The organism is Variovorax sp. GW823-FHT02B07 (genome assembly GCF_058797695.1).
Genome location: NZ_JBXAJX010000001.1, coordinates 1,018,221 through 1,038,427, shown reverse-complemented (window position 1 = coordinate 1,038,427; position 20,207 = coordinate 1,018,221). Strand labels below are relative to the sequence as shown.

General features: G+C 66.4%; 17 protein-coding genes and 1 pseudogene. 16 read left to right on the top strand and 2 right to left on the bottom strand.

Translation table 11 applies throughout. The features are described from left to right. Nucleotides 1–22: 22 nt before the first annotated feature. The 13 genes and pseudogenes from garD (at nt 23) to AC1RGU_RS04785 (ending at nt 16,296) form a co-directional block, all read left to right on the top strand. A complete protein-coding gene (garD, locus tag AC1RGU_RS04845) occupies nt 23–1,594 on the top strand; it encodes a galactarate dehydratase (protein WP_492695122.1) in 1,572 nt (523 codons plus the stop codon). A gap of 26 nt (nt 1,595–1,620) precedes the next feature. Then, complete coding sequence (locus AC1RGU_RS04840) at nt 1,621–2,382, top strand: SDR family NAD(P)-dependent oxidoreductase (RefSeq protein WP_447742878.1); 762 nt, start codon at nt 1,621–1,623, stop codon at nt 2,380–2,382. A 53-nt stretch (nt 2,383–2,435) separates the two neighbouring features. Beyond that, nucleotides 2,436–3,416: a tripartite tricarboxylate transporter substrate binding protein gene (locus tag AC1RGU_RS04835; protein WP_492695119.1), complete on the top strand. Its 981-nt coding sequence runs from the start codon at nt 2,436–2,438 to the stop codon at nt 3,414–3,416. 26 nt (nt 3,417–3,442) lie between these two features. After that, nucleotides 3,443–4,435: a Bug family tripartite tricarboxylate transporter substrate binding protein gene (locus AC1RGU_RS04830; protein ID WP_492695117.1), complete on the top strand. Its 993-nt coding sequence runs from the start codon at nt 3,443–3,445 to the stop codon at nt 4,433–4,435. A gap of 349 nt (nt 4,436–4,784) precedes the next feature. Beyond that, entirely contained in the window at nt 4,785–5,630 is an 846-nt protein-coding gene (asd, locus tag AC1RGU_RS04825; RefSeq protein ID WP_492695115.1) for an archaetidylserine decarboxylase, read from the top strand. 189 nt (nt 5,631–5,819) lie between these two features. After that, a pseudogene (locus AC1RGU_RS04820) lies at nt 5,820–6,122 on the top strand (winged helix-turn-helix transcriptional regulator); the annotation flags it as partial. Nucleotides 6,123–6,335: 213 nt separating this feature from the next. Beyond that, on the top strand, nt 6,336–6,686 hold the full coding sequence (locus AC1RGU_RS04815) for an FKBP-type peptidyl-prolyl cis-trans isomerase (RefSeq protein WP_159277610.1): 351 nt from the start codon (nt 6,336–6,338) through the stop codon (nt 6,684–6,686). A gap of 224 nt (nt 6,687–6,910) precedes the next feature. Beyond that, nucleotides 6,911–7,483: a nucleotide exchange factor GrpE gene (grpE, locus tag AC1RGU_RS04810; RefSeq protein WP_082817966.1), complete on the top strand. Its 573-nt coding sequence runs from the start codon at nt 6,911–6,913 to the stop codon at nt 7,481–7,483. Nucleotides 7,484–7,597: 114 nt separating this feature from the next. Then, complete coding sequence (dnaK, locus tag AC1RGU_RS04805; RefSeq protein ID WP_492695112.1) at nt 7,598–9,535, top strand: molecular chaperone DnaK; 1,938 nt, start codon at nt 7,598–7,600, stop codon at nt 9,533–9,535. Nucleotides 9,536–9,638: 103 nt separating this feature from the next. Next, nucleotides 9,639–10,775, top strand: a complete 1,137-nt coding sequence (gene dnaJ, locus AC1RGU_RS04800; RefSeq protein WP_062470698.1) for a molecular chaperone DnaJ — start codon at nt 9,639–9,641, stop codon at nt 10,773–10,775. 653 nt (nt 10,776–11,428) lie between these two features. Next, nucleotides 11,429–13,351, top strand: coding sequence for a PrkA family serine protein kinase (locus tag AC1RGU_RS04795; protein ID WP_062470701.1), 1,923 nt, complete (start codon nt 11,429–11,431; stop codon nt 13,349–13,351). 81 nt (nt 13,352–13,432) lie between these two features. Further along, a complete protein-coding gene (locus AC1RGU_RS04790; protein ID WP_095744575.1) occupies nt 13,433–14,725 on the top strand; it encodes a YeaH/YhbH family protein in 1,293 nt (430 codons plus the stop codon). Next, nucleotides 14,722–16,296, top strand: a complete 1,575-nt coding sequence (locus AC1RGU_RS04785; RefSeq protein ID WP_492695110.1) for a SpoVR family protein — start codon at nt 14,722–14,724, stop codon at nt 16,294–16,296. Before AC1RGU_RS04790 ends, AC1RGU_RS04785 begins: the two co-directional genes overlap by 4 nt. A gap of 7 nt (nt 16,297–16,303) precedes the next feature. Here AC1RGU_RS04785 and aroQ read toward each other — a convergent pair whose 3' ends face one another. Continuing rightward, a complete protein-coding gene (aroQ, locus tag AC1RGU_RS04780) occupies nt 16,304–16,744 on the bottom strand; it encodes a type II 3-dehydroquinate dehydratase (RefSeq protein WP_099796126.1) in 441 nt (146 codons plus the stop codon). A 47-nt stretch (nt 16,745–16,791) separates the two neighbouring features. Continuing rightward, nucleotides 16,792–17,814, bottom strand: a complete 1,023-nt coding sequence (locus AC1RGU_RS04775; RefSeq protein ID WP_492695107.1) for a LysR family transcriptional regulator — start codon at nt 17,812–17,814, stop codon at nt 16,792–16,794. A gap of 147 nt (nt 17,815–17,961) precedes the next feature. Here AC1RGU_RS04775 and AC1RGU_RS04770 point away from each other — a divergent pair, with 147 nt between their 5' ends. Genes AC1RGU_RS04770 through AC1RGU_RS04760 form a run of 3 tightly spaced genes read left to right on the top strand, consistent with a single transcriptional unit; the run spans nt 17,962 to nt 20,157 of the window. Continuing rightward, entirely contained in the window at nt 17,962–18,645 is a 684-nt protein-coding gene (locus AC1RGU_RS04770; RefSeq protein ID WP_492695105.1) for a Rieske 2Fe-2S domain-containing protein, read from the top strand. A 19-nt stretch (nt 18,646–18,664) separates the two neighbouring features. Continuing rightward, nucleotides 18,665–19,510 (top strand): aromatic ring-hydroxylating dioxygenase subunit alpha, encoded by an 846-nt coding sequence (locus AC1RGU_RS04765; RefSeq protein ID WP_492695103.1) that lies wholly within the window; start codon nt 18,665–18,667, stop codon nt 19,508–19,510. Continuing rightward, entirely contained in the window at nt 19,507–20,157 is a 651-nt protein-coding gene (locus tag AC1RGU_RS04760; RefSeq protein WP_492695101.1) for a glutathione S-transferase family protein, read from the top strand. Before AC1RGU_RS04765 ends, AC1RGU_RS04760 begins: the two co-directional genes overlap by 4 nt. Nucleotides 20,158–20,207: the final 50 nt, after the last annotated feature.

The window sequence follows — 20,207 nt, the reverse complement described above, 5'->3', positions numbered from 1 at the left end:
AGAAAAGAGAAAGGGCCTCCCGATGGCCGATGCGAACACCCGACCGCCGCTGTACATCCGCATCCACGCGGCCGACAACGTCGCCATCGTCGCGAACGACGGTGGCCTGAAGGCCGGCACGGCCTTCGACGACGGCCTGGTGCTGGTCGACACCGTGCCCCAGGGCCACAAGGTGGCACTCGTCGACCTGGCCGAAGGCGACGCCATCCGCCGCTACAACGTGGTGATCGGCTATGCGCTCAAGGCGCTGCCGCGCGGCAGCTGGGTGCACGAGCGCGTGATGCGCATGCCGGTCGCGCCCGAGCTCGACGGCCTGCCCATCGCCACGGTCAAGCCCCCTGCCCTGCCGCCGCTCCAGGGCTACACCTTCGAGGGCTACCGCAACGCCGACGGCTCGGTGGGCACGCGCAACATCCTCGCGATCACGCAGACCGTGCAGTGCGTGGCGGGCGTGACCGAGTTCGCCGTGCAGCGCATCAAGGCCGAGCTGCTGCCGAAGTACCCGCATGTGGACGACGTGGTGGCGCTCGAACACAGCTACGGCTGCGGCGTCGCCATCGATGCGCCCGACGCCATCGTGCCGATCCGCACCCTGCGCAACATCAGCCTCAACCCGAACTTCGGCGGCGAGGTGATGGTCGTGAGCCTGGGCTGCGAGAAGCTGCAGCCCGAGCGGCTGCTGCCGCCCGGCACCATCCCGATCACCGACCAGCGCGGTGCGCCCGCCGAAGATCTCGACGTGGTCTGCCTGCAGGACGACGCGCACGTCGGCTTCATGTCGATGATCGATTCGGTGATGCGCCAGGCCGACGCGCACCTCGCGCGCCTGAACCAGCGCCGGCGCGAGACCGTGCCCGCGAGCGAACTCGTCGTGGGCGTGCAGTGCGGCGGCAGCGACGCCTTCTCGGGCGTCACCGCCAACCCGGCCGTGGGCTTTTGCACCGACCTGCTGGTGCGCGCGGGCGCCACCGTGATGTTCTCGGAAGTCACCGAGGTGCGCGACGGCATCGACCAGCTCACCTCGCGCGCATCCACGCCCGAGGTGGCCGACGCCATGATCCGCGAGATGGCCTGGTACGACGCCTACCTCGACAAAGGCCGCGTCGACCGCAGCGCCAACACCACGCCGGGCAACAAGAAGGGCGGGCTGTCGAACATCGTCGAGAAGGCGATGGGCTCGATCGTGAAGTCGGGCTCGGCGCCGATCACCGGCGTGCTCGCGCCCGGCGAGAAGCTGGCGCACAAGGGCCTCATCTACGCCGCCACGCCGGCCAGCGACTTCATCTGCGGCACGCTGCAGCTGGCGGCCGGCATGAACCTGCACGTATTCACCACCGGCCGCGGCACGCCCTACGGGCTGGCCGAGGTGCCGGTGATCAAGGTCGCCACGCGCAGCGACCTCGCGCGCCGCTGGCACGACCTGATGGACGTGAACGCGGGCCGCATTGCCGACGGCGAGGCCAGCATCGAGGACATCGGCTGGGAGATGTTCCGCCTGATGCTCGACGTGGCCAGCGGCCGCAAGAAGACCTGGGCCGAGCACTGGAAGCTGCACAACGCGCTGGTGCTGTTCAACCCGGCACCGGTCACCTGATCGAACCACCCTCACGGAGCACAGCCATGGAAGACCTCAAGGACAAGACCGCCCTCGTCACCGGCGCCAGCACCGGCATCGGCGCCGCGGTGGCCATCGCGTTCGCCGCGCGCGGCATGCGCGTGGCCGTGCACTACAACAGCTCGGCCGATGCGGCGACCCGCGTGGTCGACACCATCCGCGCCGCCGGCGGCACGGCCTTCGCGCTGCAGGCCGACGTGCGCGACACCGCCGCGATCCGCGCCTGCGTGCAGGAAACCACGGCGCAGTTCGGCCGCATCGACGTGCTGGTGAACAACGCCGGCAGCCTGGTCAAGCGCATGCCCATCGCCGAGTTCGACGATGCGCTGTTCGACGAGGTGATGCACATCAACGCGCGCTCGGTGCTGGCCTTCTGCCGCGAAGCCGTGCCGCAGATGCGCAAGCAAGGCAGCGGCGCCATCATCAACGTGACCTCGGTGGCCGCGCGCACCGGCGGCGGCCCCGGCGCCTACCTGTACGCGGGCGCCAAGGGCTTTGTGAGCACCGCCACACACGGCCTGGCACGGGAACTCGTGGGCGACCGCATCCGCGTGAACGCGGTGGCACCGGGCGTGATCCAGACGCCGTTCCAGGACCGCTTCTCGACGCCCGCGATGCTCGAAACCTTCAGGACCGGCATCCCGATGGGGCGCCTGGGCACGGCCGACGAATGCGTGGGCGCCTTCCTGTACCTGGCCTCCGAGCAGCTCTCGGGCTACGTGACGGGGCAGGTGCTCGAAGTGAACGGCGGGCAGTACATGCCCTGACGCACTCCCCCGCCTTCTCAGCACAACAGATCAACAACGGAGACAGAGACACCATGCAAAGAAGCCAGTTCGTCCGCGGCCTTGCCGCCCTTTCGGCCACCGCCGCCCTCTTGTTCGGCCTGGCCGCGCCCGCCGCGGCGCAAGCCAACGACTTCCCGAACCGCACCATCGAGCTGCTCGTGCCCTACCAGCCCGGCGGCGGCACCGACGGCCTGGCGCGCGCGTTTTCCGAAGCGAGCCGCAAGCACATCTCGCAGAGCATCGTGATCGTCAACCGTCCCGGCGCGGGCGGCGCCATCGGCTGGACCGAGGTGATCAACGCCAAGCCCGACGGCTACAAGCTCGCCGTGCTCACGGTGGAGCTGCTCACGCTGCCGCACCTGGGCCTGGCCAAGTTCAACTACGACGACTTCCAGCCCATTGCGCAGCTCAACGCCGACCCGGCCGCGATCACCGTGAAGGCCGATGCGCCGTGGAACACCATCGAAGAATTCCTCGCCGCCGCGAAGAAGTCGCCCGAGAGCATCCGCGTGGGCAACTCGGGCAACGGCTCGATCTGGCACCTGGCCGCCGCCGCGCTCGAAGACAAGACCGGCACCAAGTTCGGCCACATCCCGTTCCAGGGCGCCGCGCCCGCCGTGCTGGCGCTGCTGGGCGGCCACATCGAAGCCGTGGCCGTGAGCCCCGCCGAAGTCACGACGCACGTGCAGGGCGGCAAGCTCAAGGTGCTGATGGTGATGGCCGACAAGCGCGTGAAGGGCTTCGAGAAGATCCCGACCGCCAAGGAGCGCGGCATCGACCTGTCGATCGGCACGTGGCGCGGCCTGGGCGCGCCGAAGAACACGCCGCCCGAAGTGATGGCCAAGCTGCGCGAGATCACCGCCAAGACCGCCGCCGAGCCGCTCATGCACGAGGTGATGGACAAGCAGAACCTGGGCTACGTCTACACCGACGGCGCGGTGTTCAAGGAAACGCTGGCCAAGGACAACGCCTACTTCAAGGCGCTGATCACCAAGCTCAACATCAAGCCGTGAACGCGACACGACAAGGAGACACGGCCATGCAACGTCGCACACTGATCCAGTCCGCCCTCGCCACCTCGCTGGCCGCGGCCCTGCCCGCCTTCGCGCAGGGCGGCAGCACCTGGCCCACGGGCAAGGCCATCACCTACCTCGTGCCCTTCCCCGCGGGCGGCACCACGGACGTGCTGGGCCGGCTCATCGGGCAGAAGCTCGGCACCGTGCTGGGCACGAGCGTGATCATCGACAACAAGGGCGGCGCCGGCGGCAGCGTGGGCTCCGAGATCGGCGCGCGCGCCGCGCCCGACGGCTTCACGCTGGTGGGCGGCACGATCAGCTCGCACGCGATCAACGTGAGCCTGTACCCCAAGCTGGGCTACGACCCGCAGAAGTCGTTCGCGCCCGTGACGCTGATCGGCACCAACCCCGTGGTGCTGGTGGTGAACCAGGCCAGCCCCTACAAGACGCTGAAGGACGTGATCGCCGCGAGCAAGGCCAAGGCCGGCGGCCTCTCGTCGGCCTCGGCGGGCACGGGCACCTCGCAGCACCTGGCGCTGGAGCTGCTCGGCTTCAAGTCGGGCGTGAAGTTCACGCACATCCCCTACAAGGGCAGCGGCCCGGCGATCCAGGACGTGATCGGCGGCCAGGTCGACATGATGTTCGACACCACCGTGGTCGCGGGCCCGCACATCCAGAGCGGCAAGCTGCGCGCCATCGCCGTCACCTCGGCCAAGCGCCTGGCCTCGATGCCCGATGTGCCCACGGTGGCCGAGTCGGGCGTGCCCGGCCTGCAGGACTTCGAGGTGGTGTCGTGGCAGGCGATCTTCGTGCCCGCGGGCACGCCGGCGCCCGTCGTCGACCGCCTGCACACCGAGATCCGCAAGATCCTCGCAACCCCCGAGATGCAGGACAAGCTCAAGGGCTTCGGCATGGAGCCCGCCGACCTCACGACCGCGCAGATCGTCGCCTTCCAGAAGACGGAAGTGGAGAAGTGGGCGCAGGTGATCAAGGCGGCGGGCATCAAAGCCGACTGACCTCCCCCCAGCAGCGACGGCACCCGACAGCCTCCACACCCCGACAAGCGCCTGGTGGGCGGTGTGGTGCGGGCGGCCCCTCTGTGCCGCCGAGGCGCGCAGCGTTTCGCGGATCAGGGCTCGCAGCTGTTTGAGCGAAGCGAGTTCTGCGAGACCCCGCGAAACGCGAGCACCGCAGGGCAGCCGCGAAGCGGCCGGCACAGTGGGGCCGACCGCGCCGCACCGCCCACCGGGCGCGTGCCCCGCAAAGAGCGCCCACCCTCGCGAACCAAGGGAAGCTTCCTACGTCCCCCGAGAGAAGCGCTTTATAGAATGCCCGTCCGATTCCGCATTCCAGGCCTTCCATAACGTGTCCGATCGCTCCGCAGTTCTGCCCCAATACCTGTTCCCCAAGCAGGCCCTGACCAATTTCGCCGGCTGGGTCGCAGGCAAGGAACGAGGCGCGGTCACCACCTGGATCATTCGCCGCTTCGTTGCCAAGTACAACGTCGACATGGGCGAAGCGCTCGAGTCCGACATCCATCACTACAAGAGCTTCAACCAGTTCTTCACGCGCGCCCTCAAGCCCGGCATGCGCCCGCTCGCGCAGGCCGACCTCGTCTGCCCCGTGGACGGCGCCATCAGCCAGTTCGGCGCCATCCAGGGCGACCAGATCTTCCAGGCCAAGGGTCACAACTACACGACCACCGCGCTGGTCGGCGGCGACGCGGCGCTGGCCGCCAAGTTCGCGCACGGCAGCTTCGCCACGCTGTACCTGAGCCCCAAGGACTACCACCGCATCCACATGCCCTGCGACGGGCGGCTGGTGCGCATGATTCATGTGCCCGGCGACCTGTTCTCGGTCAACCCGACCACCGCGCGCGGCGTGCCCGGCCTGTTCGCGCGCAACGAGCGCGTGGTGTGCGTCTTCGAATCGGCCAACGGCCCCTTCGTGCTCGTGCTGGTGGGCGCCACCATCGTCGGCAGCATGGCCACCGTGTGGCACGGCGTGGTCAACCCGCCGCGCGTGGGCGAGCTGCGCGAGTGGCACTACAACGACCAGCAGATCGACATCAAGAAAGGCGACGAGATGGGCCGGTTCTTGCTGGGCTCGACCGTCGTCATGCTGTTTCCGGCGCCCGCGCTGGCCTTCAACCCGGACTGGTCGCCCACCCGCGCGATCCGCCTGGGCGAAGCCATGGCCAACTACGCCTGATTTGTGAAGCTTTGTCTCGAAACCCGCATGCTGCATGCCTGTACAGCTATAAAACCAGTAGCATCCTGATCCTTCGCGCTATAGTCGTCGGCCAGCCAGACGGTCCATGACGACCAATCACAAACAAGAGTGCGCCGCCCCGGCCCGCCCCCGGCCGACGGTCCGCCCAGCTTCGAGGAGATGATGTCGATGAGTACCAAGGAAAACGCAGCCATCAGCCAGTTGCTCGCCCTGCTCGAAGCCCGTTATGCGCTGCGTGTGCTGTGGGCCCTGCGCGACGGCCATGCCCAGACCTTCCGGCTGCTGCAGGACAGCGTCGGCGGCATCACTCCCAACACCCTCAACACCCGCATCAAGGAATTGCGCGAAGCCGGCGTCGTGAGCCACGGCAGCGACGGCTACTGCCTCACGCTGAGCGGGCAGGACCTGCTCAAGCGCCTGTCCGACCTGCAGGCCTTCGCCGCCAAGTGGCAGCTCGGGCAGAGCAAGAAGGCCGCGGGGCCGGCCGCCGCGCCGCCCGCATCGGCCGATGCCTCCGCGCCCGTGGCGCCTGCTGCGCCGGCACCTTCCGCCCCCGACGCAGCACCTCCAGCAACCACGCCGCCCAGCTCCGACAGCCAGGGCTGAAGCGGGGGCCCGCCGGGCCTCGGTAAACTCCGCGCCTCCGATTCCTCTCCCATTTCATCGACGCAAGGAGCGTTTCCCATGCCCACCACCCCCTCCGGCCTGCAATACGAAGACACCGAAGTCGGCACCGGCGCCGAAGCCAAGGCCGGCCACCACGTGCACGTGCACTACACGGGCTGGCTCTTCAACGACGGCGTGCAAGGCGCCAAGTTCGACTCCAGCCGCGACCGCAACGACCCCTTCGCGTTCTCGCTGGGCGCCGGCCAGGTCATCAAGGGCTGGGACGAAGGCGTCGCCGGCATGAAGATCGGCGGCAAGCGCACGCTGATCATCCCCGCCTCGCTGGGCTACGGTGCCCGCGGCGCCGGCGGCGTGATCCCCCCGAACGCCACCCTGAAGTTCGACGTCGAGCTCCTCGACGCGCATTAAGGGCTCGCCCCCAGGCTGCGCGGCACTTCGTGTCCGCTTCGCCAACCCCCTACCGGGGGCGACACCTGCGGCCCGGCGAAGCCGGTTCCGCGGTGTCTCTCGCGAAAGCCACTTCGCCCCCCTCTTGCGGCCGCTTTGGCCGCATTTTTACGCTTGAAAAGCCCTAGAGCAGCCCCAAGTGGCTGGCTGTGTTTGTTTTCCGGCGCACGCCGGTTCTTTGAAAAATGTCTGACCCGCAACAATCCGCACAGAATTCTCAAATGCTGCAAGGCGAGCCCAGTCCCGAAGAACTGGAGGCCGCGCAAGCCGCCAACGAAGCCGAGGCGCTCGACGCCCTGGCCGTGGCGCAAGGCGAACTGGCTGCCCTTCAGACCAAGAATGCCGAACTGGCCGACCAGTACCTGCGCGCCCAGGCCGACGTGCAGAACGCCCGCCGCCGCGCCGACGACGAGATCACCAAGGCCCGCAAGTTCGCGGTCGAAGCCTTTGCCGAGAGCCTGCTGCCGGTGACCGACAGCCTCGAAGCCGGCCTGGCCGTCAAGGACGCCACGCCCGAGCAGATCCGCGAAGGCGCCGAAGCCACGCTGCGCCAGCTCAAGAGCGCGCTCGAACGCAACAAGGTGATCGAAGTGGCCCCCGCTGCCGGCGACAAGTTCGACCCGCACCTGCACCAGGCCATCTCGATGGTGCCCGCCGACCAGGACGCCAACACCGTGGTCGGCCTGCTGCAAAAGGGCTACACGATCAACGAGCGCGTGCTGCGCCCGGCGCTGGTCACCGTGGCCGCCCCGAAGTAAATCGGCACTGCCCCACAAGATTCCCACAGGAAATCCCCGCGTCGTCCCTTGAATCGCACCGGGTTATCCACAAGTTCATAACAACATATTTTTCCGAATTTCAGGAGTAAGAACATGGCAAAGATCATCGGCATCGACCTCGGCACCACCAACTCGTGCGTGTCGATCATGGAAGGCAACACCACGCGTGTGATCGAGAACTCGGAAGGTGCCCGCACCACGCCGTCGATCGTCGCGTACCAGGAAGACGGTGAAGTCTTGGTCGGTGCCTCGGCCAAGCGCCAGGCCGTCACCAACCCCAAGAACACGCTGTACGCGATCAAGCGCCTGATCGGTCGCAAGTTCGAGGAAAAGGAAGTCCAGAAGGACATCGACCTGATGCCCTACACCATCGCCAAGGCCGACAACGGCGACGCATGGGTGGAAGTGCGCGGCAAGAAGATGGCCCCGCAACAGGTCAGCGCCGACATCCTGCGCAAGATGAAGAAGACCGCCGAAGACTACCTCGGCGAAACCATCACCGAAGCCGTGATCACGGTGCCGGCGTACTTCAACGACGCACAGCGTCAAGCCACGAAAGACGCCGGCCGCATCGCGGGCCTGGACGTCAAGCGCATCATCAACGAACCCACCGCTGCAGCCCTGGCCTTCGGCCTGGACAAGCAGGACAAGGCCGACCGCAAGATCGCCGTGTATGACCTGGGCGGCGGCACCTTCGACGTGTCGATCATCGAGATCGCGGACGTCGACGGCGAGAAGCAGTTCGAAGTGCTGTCGACCAACGGCGACACCTTCCTGGGCGGCGAAGACTTCGACCAGCGCATCATCGACTACATCATCGGCGAGTTCAAAAAGGAACAAGGCGTCGACCTGGGCAAGGACGTGCTCGCCCTGCAACGCCTGAAGGAAGCCGCTGAAAAGGCCAAGATCGAGCTGTCGAACAGCGCGCAGACCGACATCAACCTGCCGTACATCACGGCCGATGCGTCGGGTCCGAAGCACCTGAACATCAAGCTCACCCGCGCCAAGCTGGAAAGCCTCGTCGACGAGCTGGTCGAGCGCACCATCGCGCCTTGCCGCCTGGCCATCAAGGACGCCGGCATCAGCGTGAACGACATCAACGACGTGATCCTGGTCGGCGGCATGACCCGCATGCCCAAGGTGCAGGAAAAGGTGAAGGCCTTCTTCGGCAAGGAACCGCGCAAGGACGTGAACCCCGACGAAGCCGTGGCTGTCGGCGCCGCCATCCAGGGCCAAGTGCTCTCGGGTGACCGCAAGGACGTGCTGCTGCTCGACGTGACCCCGCTGTCGCTGGGCATCGAGACCATGGGTGGCGTGATGACCAAGATGATCACGAAGAACACCACGATCCCGACGAAGTTCGCACAGACCTTCTCGACCGCCGAAGACAACCAGCCGGCCGTGACCATCAAGGTGTTCCAGGGCGAGCGCGAGATCGCCTCGGGCAACAAGCTGCTGGGCGAGTTCAACCTGGAAGGCATTCCGCCGGCATCGCGCGGCACGCCGCAGATCGAGGTGAGCTTCGACATCGACGCCAACGGCATCCTGCACGTCGGCGCCAAGGACAAGGGCACCGGCAAGGAAAACAAGATCACCATCAAGGCGAACTCGGGCTTGAGCGAAGACGAGATCCAGAAGATGGTCAAGGACGCCGAGCTCAACGCCGACGAAGACAAGAAGAAGCTCGAGATCGTGCAGGCGCGCAACCAGGGCGAAGCCATGGTGCACAGCGTGAAGAAGTCGCTCGGCGAGCATGGCGCCAGCCTCGAAGCCGCCGAGAAGGACGCGATCGAAGCCGCGATCAAGGACGTCGAAGAAGCCCTCAAGGGTGAAGACAAGGCCGTGATCGAGGAAAAGACCAACACGCTGATGACCGCGAGCCAGAAGCTCGGCGAGAAGATGTATGCCGAATCGCAGGCTGCGGCCAACGCCTCGGCCGCCAGCGGCCCGGCAGGCGCGGAAGCTGCGGCGCATGCCCAGGCTGACGACAACGTGGTCGACGCCGAAGTCAAGGAAGTGAAGAAGGGCTGATCCCCTGCCCTTCTAACAAGGCTGGAACACCTGAACAGGTGCTCCAGCCTTTCTCGCTTCCAGTTCCCCGACGAGTTCCCGCCGCCCGACCGAATCTGCTGCCATGGCCACCAAACGCGACTACTACGAAACCCTCGGCGTTCCCAAGAACGCGAGCGAGGAAGAAATCAAGAAGGCTTATCGCAAGCTTGCGATGAAGCACCACCCCGACCGCAACCACGGCGACACCAGCAAGGACGCCGAGGCCAAGTTCAAGGAGGTGAAGGAGGCCTACGAGATGCTGTCGGACGGCCAGAAGCGCGCGGCCTACGACCAGTACGGCCATGCCGGCGTCGACCCCAACATGCGCGGCGGCCCCGGCGCGGAAGGCTTCGGCGGCTTCGCGGAGGCCTTCGGCGACATCTTCGGCGACGTGTTCGGCGGCGGCCGCGGCCGCACCAGCGGCGGACGCCAGGTGTTCCGCGGCAGCGACCTGAGCTACGCGATGGAAGTCACGCTGGAGGAAGCCGCCGACGGCAAGGACGCGCAGATCCGCATCCCGAGCTGGGACGACTGCGGCACCTGCCACGGCTCCGGCGCCAAGCCCGGTACCAAGCCCATCACCTGCACCACCTGCCACGGCGCGGGCGCCGTGCAGATGCGCCAGGGCTTCTTCAGCGTGCAGCAGACCTGCCCGACCTGCCACGGCAGCGGCAAGATCGTTCCCGAGCCCTGCACCGTGTGCCACGGCCAGGGCAAGATCAAGAACAACAAGACCCTCGAGGTGAAGATTCCGGCCGGCATCGACGACGGCATGCGCATCCGCAGCACCGGCAACGGCGAGCCCGGCACCAACGGCGGGCCGCCCGGCGACCTGTACATCGAGATCCGCCTCAAGAAGCACGACCTGTTCGAGCGCGACGGCGACGACCTGCACTGCGTGGTGCCCGTGAGCGTCACCACGGCGGCGCTCGGCGGCGAGATCAACGTGCCCACGCTCAAGGGCGCGGCCGCCATCGACATTCCCGACGGCACCCAGAGCGGCAAGCAGTTCCGCCTGCGCGGCAAGGGCATCAAGGGTGTGCGTTCGAGCTACCCGGGCGACCTGTACTGCCACGTGCGCGTGGAAACGCCCGTGAAGCTCACCGAGCACCAGCGCAAGCTGCTCAAGGAGCTCGACGAATCGCTCAAGAAGGGTGGCGAGAAGCACAGCCCGACCGACAAGGGCTGGTTCGACAAGGCCAAGGAATTCTTCAGCTGATGATGCTGACGCGCTGACGGCCTTCGTCAGCGCCGGGCCGACGCCCTGTCGGCCCGAAGCGTGCCCTCTTTCGGCCGCTGCCGTCCTGTGGCGGCGCGCCGGGCACGCGAACGGTGCTCCCCGCACCGTTGCGGAACGCCGCCGACCGGCGCCCGCGTTGTCTTCCCACGTTGCCATGCGCCAGCCACTCGCCACAGGAGTGGCGCGGGGATTGCTTTAATGTTTTTTTGGATATGCAATAAACCAAACGACAGGTCGCGCGTTATTGCTGAAAGGCATCGGCTTTATTGAACCCGGGTTCAATTAGGAAAAGTGTTCGCCACAGAATTTCAATGAGGACGATAGCCATTCGGCATAGTCATTTCATCCGGGGACAATTACTCGAGCGCGAGCTTTTCAATTTAACAGAAACACGAATAGAAGTTCCTTGTTTTCCGAGGAACTTTACTCGGCAGAGGGGTTCAGAATAAATAAAACATTTGCCCGGTTCATTCTTTGCTTTATGCTGATTGAACCGATTGTGTAGATAGTGTGTAAGGGAGTTTTCCACGGCATACGGCCATGGGCGGGGCCCCTCTTCCAAGAGGAGCGACGCAGTCTCTGGCTGTAGGCATCGGGGTCAAAAGCCCCGCCGACCTGAAGGAGGCGCGACCATGGACGTGATCAGCAACTTTGCAGCCCGCTACGAACGCACCCGCGAGGAAGTTCTCTCGCTGCAGGAATATCTGGATATCTGCAAACGCGATCCGACGGCATATGCAACGGCCTCCGAACGAATGCTCCAGGCCATTGGCGAGCCGGAACTGGTAGATACCCGCAATGACCCCCGTCTTTCGCGGATCTTCGCGAACAAGGTCATCAAGATCTATCCGGCGTTCAAGGAGTTCTATGGCATGGAAGATGCCATCGAGCAGGTGGTGTCCTATTTCCGCCACGCCGCGCAGGGACTCGAAGAAAAGAAGCAAATCCTTTACCTGCTGGGGCCCGTCGGCGGCGGCAAGAGCTCGATCGCGGAGCGCCTGAAGCAGCTCATGGAGCATGTGCCCTTCTATGCGATCCACGGCTCCCCGGTGAACGAATCGCCCCTCGGGCTCTTCGACACCCTCGAAGACGGCGAGATCCTCGAAAAAGAGTACGGCATCCCCGTGCGCTACCTGAACCGCATCCTGTCGCCCTGGGCCGTGAAGCGGCTCGAGGAGTACGGCGGCGACATCCGCCAGTTCAAGGTGGTCAAGCGCTACCCCTCGGTGCTGCGCCAGATCGCGGTCGCCAAGACCGAGCCGGGCGACGAGAACAACCAGGACATCTCTTCCCTGGTCGGCAAGGTCGACATCCGCAAGCTCGAGACCTACGCCCAGGACGACCCGGACGCCTACGCCTACTCCGGCGGCCTGTGCCTCGCGAACCAGGGGTTGCTCGAGTTCGTGGAAATGTTCAAGGCGCCCATCAAGGTGCTGCACCCGCTGCTCACGGCCACGCAGGAAAGCAACTTCAAGGGCACCGAAGGCTTCGGCGCCATTCCCTTCGACGGCATCGTGCTGGCCCACAGCAACGAGAGCGAGTGGAAGGCGTTCCGCAACAACAAGAACAACGAGGCTTTCCTCGACCGGATCTACATCGTGAAGGTGCCGTACTGCCTGCGCGCCTCCGAAGAGATCAAGATCTACGAGAAGCTGGTGCGCAACTCCTCGCTGGCCAAGGCCCCGTGCGCGCCCGGCACCTTGCGCATGATGGCGCAGCTGTCGGTGCTCACGCGCCTGAAGGAGCCCGAGAACTCCAGCACCTTCAGCAAGATGCAGGTGTACGACGGCGAGAACCTCAAGGACACCGACCCCAAGGCCAAGTCGATCCAGGAGTACCGCGACTACGCGGGCGTCGACGAAGGCATGAGCGGCGTCTCCACGCGCTTCGCCTTCAAGATCATCTCCAAGGTGTTCAACTTCGACAGCACCGAGGTGGCCGCCAACCCGGTGCACCTGATGTATGTGCTCGAGCAGCAGATCGAGCGCGAGCAGTTTCCGCCGGAAACCGAGCAGAAGTACATCAGCTACATCAAGGAGCTGCTGGCGCCGCGCTATGCCGAGTTCATCGGCAAGGAAATCCAGACCGCCTACCTCGAGAGCTACAGCGAGTACGGCCAGAACATCTTCGATCGCTACGTGACCTACGCCGACTACTGGATCCAGGACCAGGAGTTCCGCGACGTGGACACCGGCGAAGTGTTCGACCGGGCTTCGCTCAACGGCGAACTCGAGAAGATCGAGCGGCCCGCCGGCATCGGCAACCCGAAGGACTTCCGCAACGAGATCGTCAACTTCGTGCTGCGTGCGCGGGCTGGCAACGCGGGGCGCAACCCGGCGTGGACCAGCTACGAGAAGCTGCGCGCAGTCATCGAGAAGAAGATGTTCTCCAACACCGAAGAGCTGCTGCCGGTGATCAGTTTCAACACCAAGAGCAGCGCCGACGAGCAGAAGAAGCACGAGGACTTCGTGACCCGCATGGTCGAGAAGGGCTACACCGCCAAGCAGGTCCGGCTTCTGTGCGAGTGGTACCTGCGGGTGCGCAAGAGTTCATAGCGGACAGCGGGAACAACGGACGCGTGCGAAGGACCTAACCAGCGCACCGTCCACCGTTTTGCAAGGAGCTTTGAAAACATCGTGGCCATCCTGCAGCAGATCATCGATCGCCGGCTCTCGGGCAAGAACAAGTCCATCGGCAACCGCGAGCGCTTCCTTCGGCGCTACAAGGGCCAGATCCAGGAGGCGGTGCGGCGCGCGGTCAGCGGGCGCAACATCCGCGAGCTGGAGCAAGGCGAAGACGTGACCCTGCCGCGCCACGATGTCTCCGAGCCGGTGTTCGGCCATGCGCGCGGCGGCGACCGCGAGTACGTGCACCCCGGCAACCAGGAATACCTCAAGGGCGACCGCATCGCGCGCCCCGAGGGCCAGGGCGGCGGTGGCTCGGGCAGCGGCGAGGCCAGCGACAGCGGCGAAGGCGAGGACGACTTCGTCTTCCGCCTCACGCGCGAGGAGTTCATGCGCGTCTTCTTCGACGACCTTGCGCTGCCCCACCTCGTGCGCACCCAGATCGCCGAGGTGCCCGAGTGGAAGAGCCACCGCGCCGGCTTCACCAGCGACGGCTCGCCCAACAACCTGCACGTGGTGCGCTCCATGCGCGGCGCGCTGGCGCGGCGCATTGCATTGGGCGGCGAACCGCGCAAGGAGCTCAAGCGCCTGGAGGCGCACCTCCTGGTCCTGAAAGCGCATCCACAGGTCGAGACCGCACTGATCCAGAAGGAAATCCGCGAGACCGAGGACCTCATCGCCGAGCTGCGCCGCACCATGCGGCATGTGCCCTACATCGACCCGATCGACCTTCGCTACCGCAACCGCGTGAAGACGCCCGTGCCCAGCGCCAAGGCCGTGATGTTCTGCCTCATGGACGTGTCGGGCTCGATGGACGAGGCGCGCAAGGACATGGCCAAGCGCTTCTTCATGTTGCTGTACCTGTTTCTCACGCGGCACTACGAGCGCATCGACCTCGTGTTCCTGCGCCACCACACGCAGGCGCAGGAAGTGACCGAAGAAGAGTTCTTCCACGCCACAGAAACCGGCGGCACCGTGGTGTCGAGCGCGCTGGTGCTCATGGACGAGATCATCAAGGCCCGCTACGCCAGTGGCGAATGGAACGTGTACGGCGCCCAGGCCAGCGACGGCGACAACTGGCACCAGGACAGCGGCCGCTGCCGCGAACTGCTGGTCGACAACATCCTGCCCGTGGTGCGCTACTACGCCTACGTGCAGGTGGCCGAGACCGAGCAGAACCTGTGGCAGGAATACCAGCAGCTCGAAGGCGTGGCGCCCAACTTCGCCATGCGCAAGGTATCGGACGCGCAGGACATCTACCCGGTGTTCCGCGACCTGTTCAAGAAGGAAGGGGTGCCCACATGATCACCACCGAACGCCCTCCCGGGGCCCCTGTCCTGCCGCGCAGCACCGACCTGCCCACCTCCCGCCTCGAGCGCCTGCCCAGCCCGTCCGACTGGACCTTCGAGCTCATCGAGACCTACCACACCGAGATCGCCAAGACCGCGAAGAGCTTCGGCCTGGACACCTACCCGAACCAGCTCGAGGTGATCACGGCCGAGCAGATGATGGACGCCTACGCCAGCGTGGGCATGCCCATGATCTACAGGCACTGGTCGTACGGCAAGCAGTTCATCTCCACCGAGAAGAACTACAAGCGCGGCCACATGGGGCTGGCCTACGAGATCGTCATCAACTCCGATCCGTGCATTGCCTACCTCATGGAAGAAAACACCATGGCCATGCAGGCCCTGGTGATCGCGCACGCGGCCTACGGCCACAACAGCTTCTTCAAGGGCAACTACCTGTTCCGCATGTGGACCGACGCGTCGTCGATCATCGACTACCTCGTCTACGCGCGGCACTACATCGCCGAGTGCGAGGAACGCCACGGCCTCGACGCGGTGGAAGACCTGCTCGACTCCTGCCACGCGCTCATGAACTACGGCGTCGACCGCTACCGCCGTCCGCAGAAGCGTTCGCTGGCGCAAGAGAGCGCACAGCGCACCGACCGCGAGCGCCACATGCAGCAGCAGGTGAACGACCTGTGGCGCACGCTGCCGCGCAAGAGCGAACAGGCCGCCGAGTCGGAAGCCGCGCGCCGCTTTCCGCCCGAGCCGCAGGAGAACCTGCTCTACTTCATCGAGAAGAACGCCGCCCTGCTCGAGCCGTGGCAGCGCGAGGTGGTGCGCATCGTGCGCAAGATCGCGCAGTACTTCTACCCGCAGCGCCAGACCCAGGTCATGAACGAAGGCTGGGCCACCTTCTGGCACTACACGCTGCTCAACACCATGTACGACCGCGGCCAGCTGGACGACGGCTTCATGATGGAATGGCTCAGTTCGCACACCAGCGTGGTGTTCCAGCCGCCCGTGGGCCACCGCGCCTACAGCGGCATCAACCCGTATGCGCTGGGCTTCAAGATGTTCACCGACCTGCGCCGCGTCTGCGAAAAGCCGACCGACGAAGACCGCCGCTGGTTCCCCGACTTTGCGGGCACCGACTGGGTCAAGACGCTCGACTACGCGATGCGCAACTTCAAGGACGAGAGCTTCGTCGGCCAGTTCCTCAGCCCGAAGACGATGCGCGATTTCCGCCTGTTCTCGATCCGCGACTACCAGAGCGAATCGGAGCTCGAGGTGTCGGCCATCCACGACGACAGCGGCTACCAGGCGCTGCGCGAATCGCTGTCACGCCAGTACGACATCGGCAACCGCGAGCCCGACATCCAGGTCTGGAGCGTGGCCACGCGCGGCGACCGCTCGCTCACGCTGCGCCACACGCAGCGCAACAACCTGCCGCTGAACGACAACGCCGAAGAAGTGCTGAAGCACGTCGCAAGGCTCTGGGGCTTCGACGTGCACCTGGAAAGCGTCGACAGCGCAGGCCGGGTCAGCCGCAGCTGGAAGGCTGCCGCGCCGAAGCAGAACTACTGAAGAAGGGTCAGGGCACCAGCGCGGCGATGGCCAGCGTGTAGCCCTTCACCCCCAGCCCCACGATGATCCCGCGCGCCGCAGGCGAGATGTACGAGTGGTGGCGGAACTCCTCACGCGCATGCACGTTCGAGATGTGCAGCTCGATCAGCGGCACGCTCGCCCCCTTGATGGCGTCGTGCAGTGCAATGGATGTGTGGGTGTAGGCACCCGGATTCATCACCACGCCCAGCATGTTGCCGGCCGCCACTTCGCGGCCCGCCTCCTGGACCCAGTCGATCAGCACGCCTTCGTGGTTCGACTGGCGGCATTCGATCTCCACACCGAGCTTTGCGCCCGTGTCCTTGCACAGGCGTTCGACGTCGGCGAGCGTGTCGCGGCCGTACTGTTCGGGCTCGCGCGTGCCGAGCAGGTTGAGGTTGGGGCCGTTGAGGACGAGGATTTTCTTCATGATGGATCGGTGAAGGAAGCTGGCAGATGCAGGAAGAAGAAAGCCGATTATGGGCGCGCCGCCGAGCGCGCCCGGCGCGCCGAAGGCGACACCGCCGCGGTCGACCCCACGTAGTGGTTGTACGAGCCGATGTCCGCCACGCAGCGCGCCATCAGGTCGACGAACGCCCGCAGCTTCTGCCCCATGTAGCGCTGCCGCTGGTAGGCGCAGTACAGCCGCCGCGCCTCCGGCGGCCACTGCGGCAGCACCGGCACCAGCACGCCCTGCGCCACCTCGGGCCCGGCGAAGAACACCGGCAGCGGTGCAATGCCCAGGCCGTCGATGCAGAAAGTCTTCATCACCCAGTGATCGTTGGTCTCGAAGGCCGGCTCCGTGCGCACCACATGGCGCCCCGAGGCTTGCTGCGACACCAGCCGCAGCGGCGACGGCGGCCCCGACGGCTCGCGCATCGCGATCATCCGGTGCTGCGCCAGCGCCTCGGGCGCCTGCGGCGTGCCGTGCCGCGCCAAGTACTGCGGGCTGGCGTACAGGCCGTAGGCCAGCCGGCCCAGCAGCTTGGCGACCAGGTCCGGCAGGTCGGGCGGCGCCGAGCCCACATAGCAGTCGACCTCGCCGATCTGCGGGGCCTGCGCGCCGTTCGCCACGTCGAGCTGACAGCGCACGTTCGGGTGCGATTCGAGAAAGATCCGCACCACATGGCAGACGAAGGAGGTGCTGAACTGCGTGTCCGACAGCAGCGTGAGGCGCCCCGACACCCCGCCCGTGAGCTCCTGCACCTCGGTGCGCGCCGTTTCCAACCGACCGCTCACCTCGCCGAGCAGCCCCTCGCAGCGTGCGAAGAACGCACGCCCGGCCTCCGTGGGCGCAATGCGGCGCGAACTGCGCAGCAACAACTGGGCGTCGAGCAGTTCCTCCAGCCGCGTGAGCTGCCGGCTCAGCGTGGCCTTCGACACGCCCGACAGGCTCTCGGCCTTGGTGAGGCTGCCGCTCTTCATCACGAGCACGAAGGCCTCGACCAGCGCGAGGTCGATGCGCCCGGCGGTCATGGACGCCACCGCCGCGCGGGCCATCGTTGCAGGAATGAAAAGGAGCGTCTTGGCATGGAGCTTTCATCGGTGCGGCGGACACGCTACGGTAGGCGGCACCGCCGACAAGGGCATGGCCGATGCTATGCCGATTCGCGGCGCCCTTTCCCGCTGCCCCCACGATCAAGACCCATGAATCCTTCCGCCATCTCACAGGCTTGGCACCCCGTCGCTCCCTCCGCCGAGGTGCGCGCCGGCGCCAACATCGTCGCCGGCTTTGCGCAAGGCCAGGAGCTCGCGCTGTGGCGCGCGGCCGATGGCTCGCCGCAGGCCTGGGAGAACCGCTGCCCGCACCGCAGCGTGCGCTTCACCCTCGGCCAGGTGACCGGCGGCGATCGCCTGGCCTGCGCCTACCACGGCTGGCAGTACGAGGCCGGCAGCGGCGCGTGCGTGCGCATCCCGGCGCACCCCGCGATGCAGGCGCCACGCAACGTCTGCGCGAAGGTGTTCGCCACGGCAGATGCCGCGGGCATGCTGTGGGTGCGCCTGGCGGCGGACGGCCCGGCCGCGCCACCTGAACTGGCCGCCACCGTGCCCGCCGGCTGGCACCTCGCCCGCACGCTCACGCTGCGCGTGGCCGCGTCCGAGGTGCGCGCTGCGCTGGCGCCGCATGGCTTCGCATCGACGGGAACGCCCGACGCATGGCAAGGCACGCTGGGCGAATCGCCCGTCGCCGCCCTGCTGCTCGACGCCCAGCCGCAGCTGAGCTTCCTGCACCTGTGGACCGACGCCGCCCCTGGCTCCGACGCGATGGCCCGGGTGCACCGCGCGGCGCGGCAGCTGCGCAGCGACATCGAAGCCGCCGCATCGCTCTGAACAAGAAGAAAGAGAAAACATGCCCTTCGTCACCGACGATCCCAACATGCTCGACGACTGGCTCGTCGTCGGCCCCGCCAGCGGCTTGCCACGCACGGCGCGGCTGCTTGGCGACACCCTGCACCTGCACACCGATGCCGACGGCGTGCCGCACGCCCTTCTCGGCACCGACGCACTGACCGTGCAGTCGCGCTACGGCTTCCTCTGGGTCTGCCCCAGCGGCCGCCCGGCGCGCCCGCTGTTCGCCTTCCCCGAATACGAAGAGCCCGGCCGCCGCATCGTCGACTGCGGCGGGCTCGGCGTGGCCGTGTCGGGCCTGCGCGTGATCGAGAACTTCCTGGACATGGCGCACTTTCCCTTCGTGCACCCCGACTACCTCGGCAAGGTGCCGCACACCGAAGTGGCCAAGTACAACGTCGAGGTCGATGCCGCCACCGACGAGATCTGGGCCACCGACTGCCGTTTCTGGCAACCCCGCGCCTCCGCCGCCCATGACACGGGCAGCGAGGTGTTCTACAAGTACCGCGTGATGCAGCCCTTCTCGGCCATGCTCTACAAGTCGAGCCACCGGCCCGACAAGCTCGACGCCATCGGCCTCTTCCTGCAGCCGGTGGACGACGAGCACGTCATCGCCCACACGCTGCTGGCCTACTTCGACGACGTGTCGAGCGACGCCGAGCTCATCGCCTTCCAGCACACCATCTTCGGGCAGGACAAGCCGATCCTGGAGAACCACGCCTTCAAGCGCATGCCGCTCGAAGGCCGCGCCGAGACACCCACGCGCGGCGACACCACCTCCGTCACCTACCGCCGCTGGCTGCGCGAGCGCGGCATGCGCTTCGGTACCGCGAGGGCCGCCGCATGACCGTCAGGCTCTACGACTACCCGCTCTCGGGCAACTGCTTCAAGGTGCGGCAGATGCTGCTGTGGCTCGGCGTGGACCACGCGAGCGTGCCGGTCGATTTCCACCCGGGCCGCGAACACAAGTCCGCACGATTCCTCGCGCAGATCAACCCGCTCGGCCAGCTCCCGGTGATCGACGACGAAGGCTTCGTGCTGCGCGACGCGCAGGCCATCCTGGTCTACCTCGCGAGCCGCTACGACGATGCGCAGTGCCACTGGTACCCCGCCGACCCGAAGCTGCGCGGCCAGGTCGCGATGTGGCTCGCCATGGCCGACGAGATCACGCGCACCGCCTCGGCCGCTCGGCTGCACGACGCGCTGGGCTACACGCACCTGGACATCGAGGCCTGCCGGCGCGGTGCGCGCGCGGCCTTCCGTGTGCTCGACGACCACCTGGCCGAGCAACACGCCGCCACCGGCCTGCGCTGGCTCGTGGCCGCGCCCGAGCCGACCATTGCCGACCTCGCCTGCTTTCCGTACGTGGCGCTGGCGGGCGAAGGCGGCATCTCGCTCGACGAGTTTCCCGCGCTGCGCCGCTGGGTCTGGGACTTTCGTCACCTGCCGGGCTTTGTGGGCATGTCGGGTATCTTCCCGGCTGGCCCCGCCTGAAGGCTCGCCTGAGTATCCTTGTCCCCTTCCGCTCTCTGAAGAACCGAATC

What these genes read in the sequence shown, in the direction of transcription:
- garD (WP_492695122.1), top strand. Translation starts at nt 23, where the DNA reads ATGGCCGATGCGAACACCCGACCGCCGCTGTACATCCGCATCCACGCG.
- AC1RGU_RS04840 (WP_447742878.1), top strand. Translation starts at nt 1,621, where the DNA reads ATGGAAGACCTCAAGGACAAGACCGCCCTCGTCACCGGCGCCAGCACC.
- AC1RGU_RS04835 (WP_492695119.1), top strand. Translation starts at nt 2,436, where the DNA reads ATGCAAAGAAGCCAGTTCGTCCGCGGCCTTGCCGCCCTTTCGGCCACC.
- AC1RGU_RS04830 (WP_492695117.1), top strand. Translation starts at nt 3,443, where the DNA reads ATGCAACGTCGCACACTGATCCAGTCCGCCCTCGCCACCTCGCTGGCC.
- AC1RGU_RS04815 (WP_159277610.1), top strand. Translation starts at nt 6,336, where the DNA reads ATGCCCACCACCCCCTCCGGCCTGCAATACGAAGACACCGAAGTCGGC.
- grpE (WP_082817966.1), top strand. Translation starts at nt 6,911, where the DNA reads ATGTCTGACCCGCAACAATCCGCACAGAATTCTCAAATGCTGCAAGGC.
- dnaK (WP_492695112.1), top strand. Translation starts at nt 7,598, where the DNA reads ATGGCAAAGATCATCGGCATCGACCTCGGCACCACCAACTCGTGCGTG.
- dnaJ (WP_062470698.1), top strand. Translation starts at nt 9,639, where the DNA reads ATGGCCACCAAACGCGACTACTACGAAACCCTCGGCGTTCCCAAGAAC.
- AC1RGU_RS04795 (WP_062470701.1), top strand. Translation starts at nt 11,429, where the DNA reads ATGGACGTGATCAGCAACTTTGCAGCCCGCTACGAACGCACCCGCGAG.
- AC1RGU_RS04785 (WP_492695110.1), top strand. Translation starts at nt 14,722, where the DNA reads ATGATCACCACCGAACGCCCTCCCGGGGCCCCTGTCCTGCCGCGCAGC.
- aroQ (WP_099796126.1), bottom strand. Translation starts at nt 16,744, where the DNA reads ATGAAGAAAATCCTCGTCCTCAACGGCCCCAACCTCAACCTGCTCGGC.
- AC1RGU_RS04775 (WP_492695107.1), bottom strand. Translation starts at nt 17,814, where the DNA reads ATGGCCCGCGCGGCGGTGGCGTCCATGACCGCCGGGCGCATCGACCTC.
- AC1RGU_RS04770 (WP_492695105.1), top strand. Translation starts at nt 17,962, where the DNA reads ATGAATCCTTCCGCCATCTCACAGGCTTGGCACCCCGTCGCTCCCTCC.
- AC1RGU_RS04765 (WP_492695103.1), top strand. Translation starts at nt 18,665, where the DNA reads ATGCCCTTCGTCACCGACGATCCCAACATGCTCGACGACTGGCTCGTC.
- AC1RGU_RS04760 (WP_492695101.1), top strand. Translation starts at nt 19,507, where the DNA reads ATGACCGTCAGGCTCTACGACTACCCGCTCTCGGGCAACTGCTTCAAG.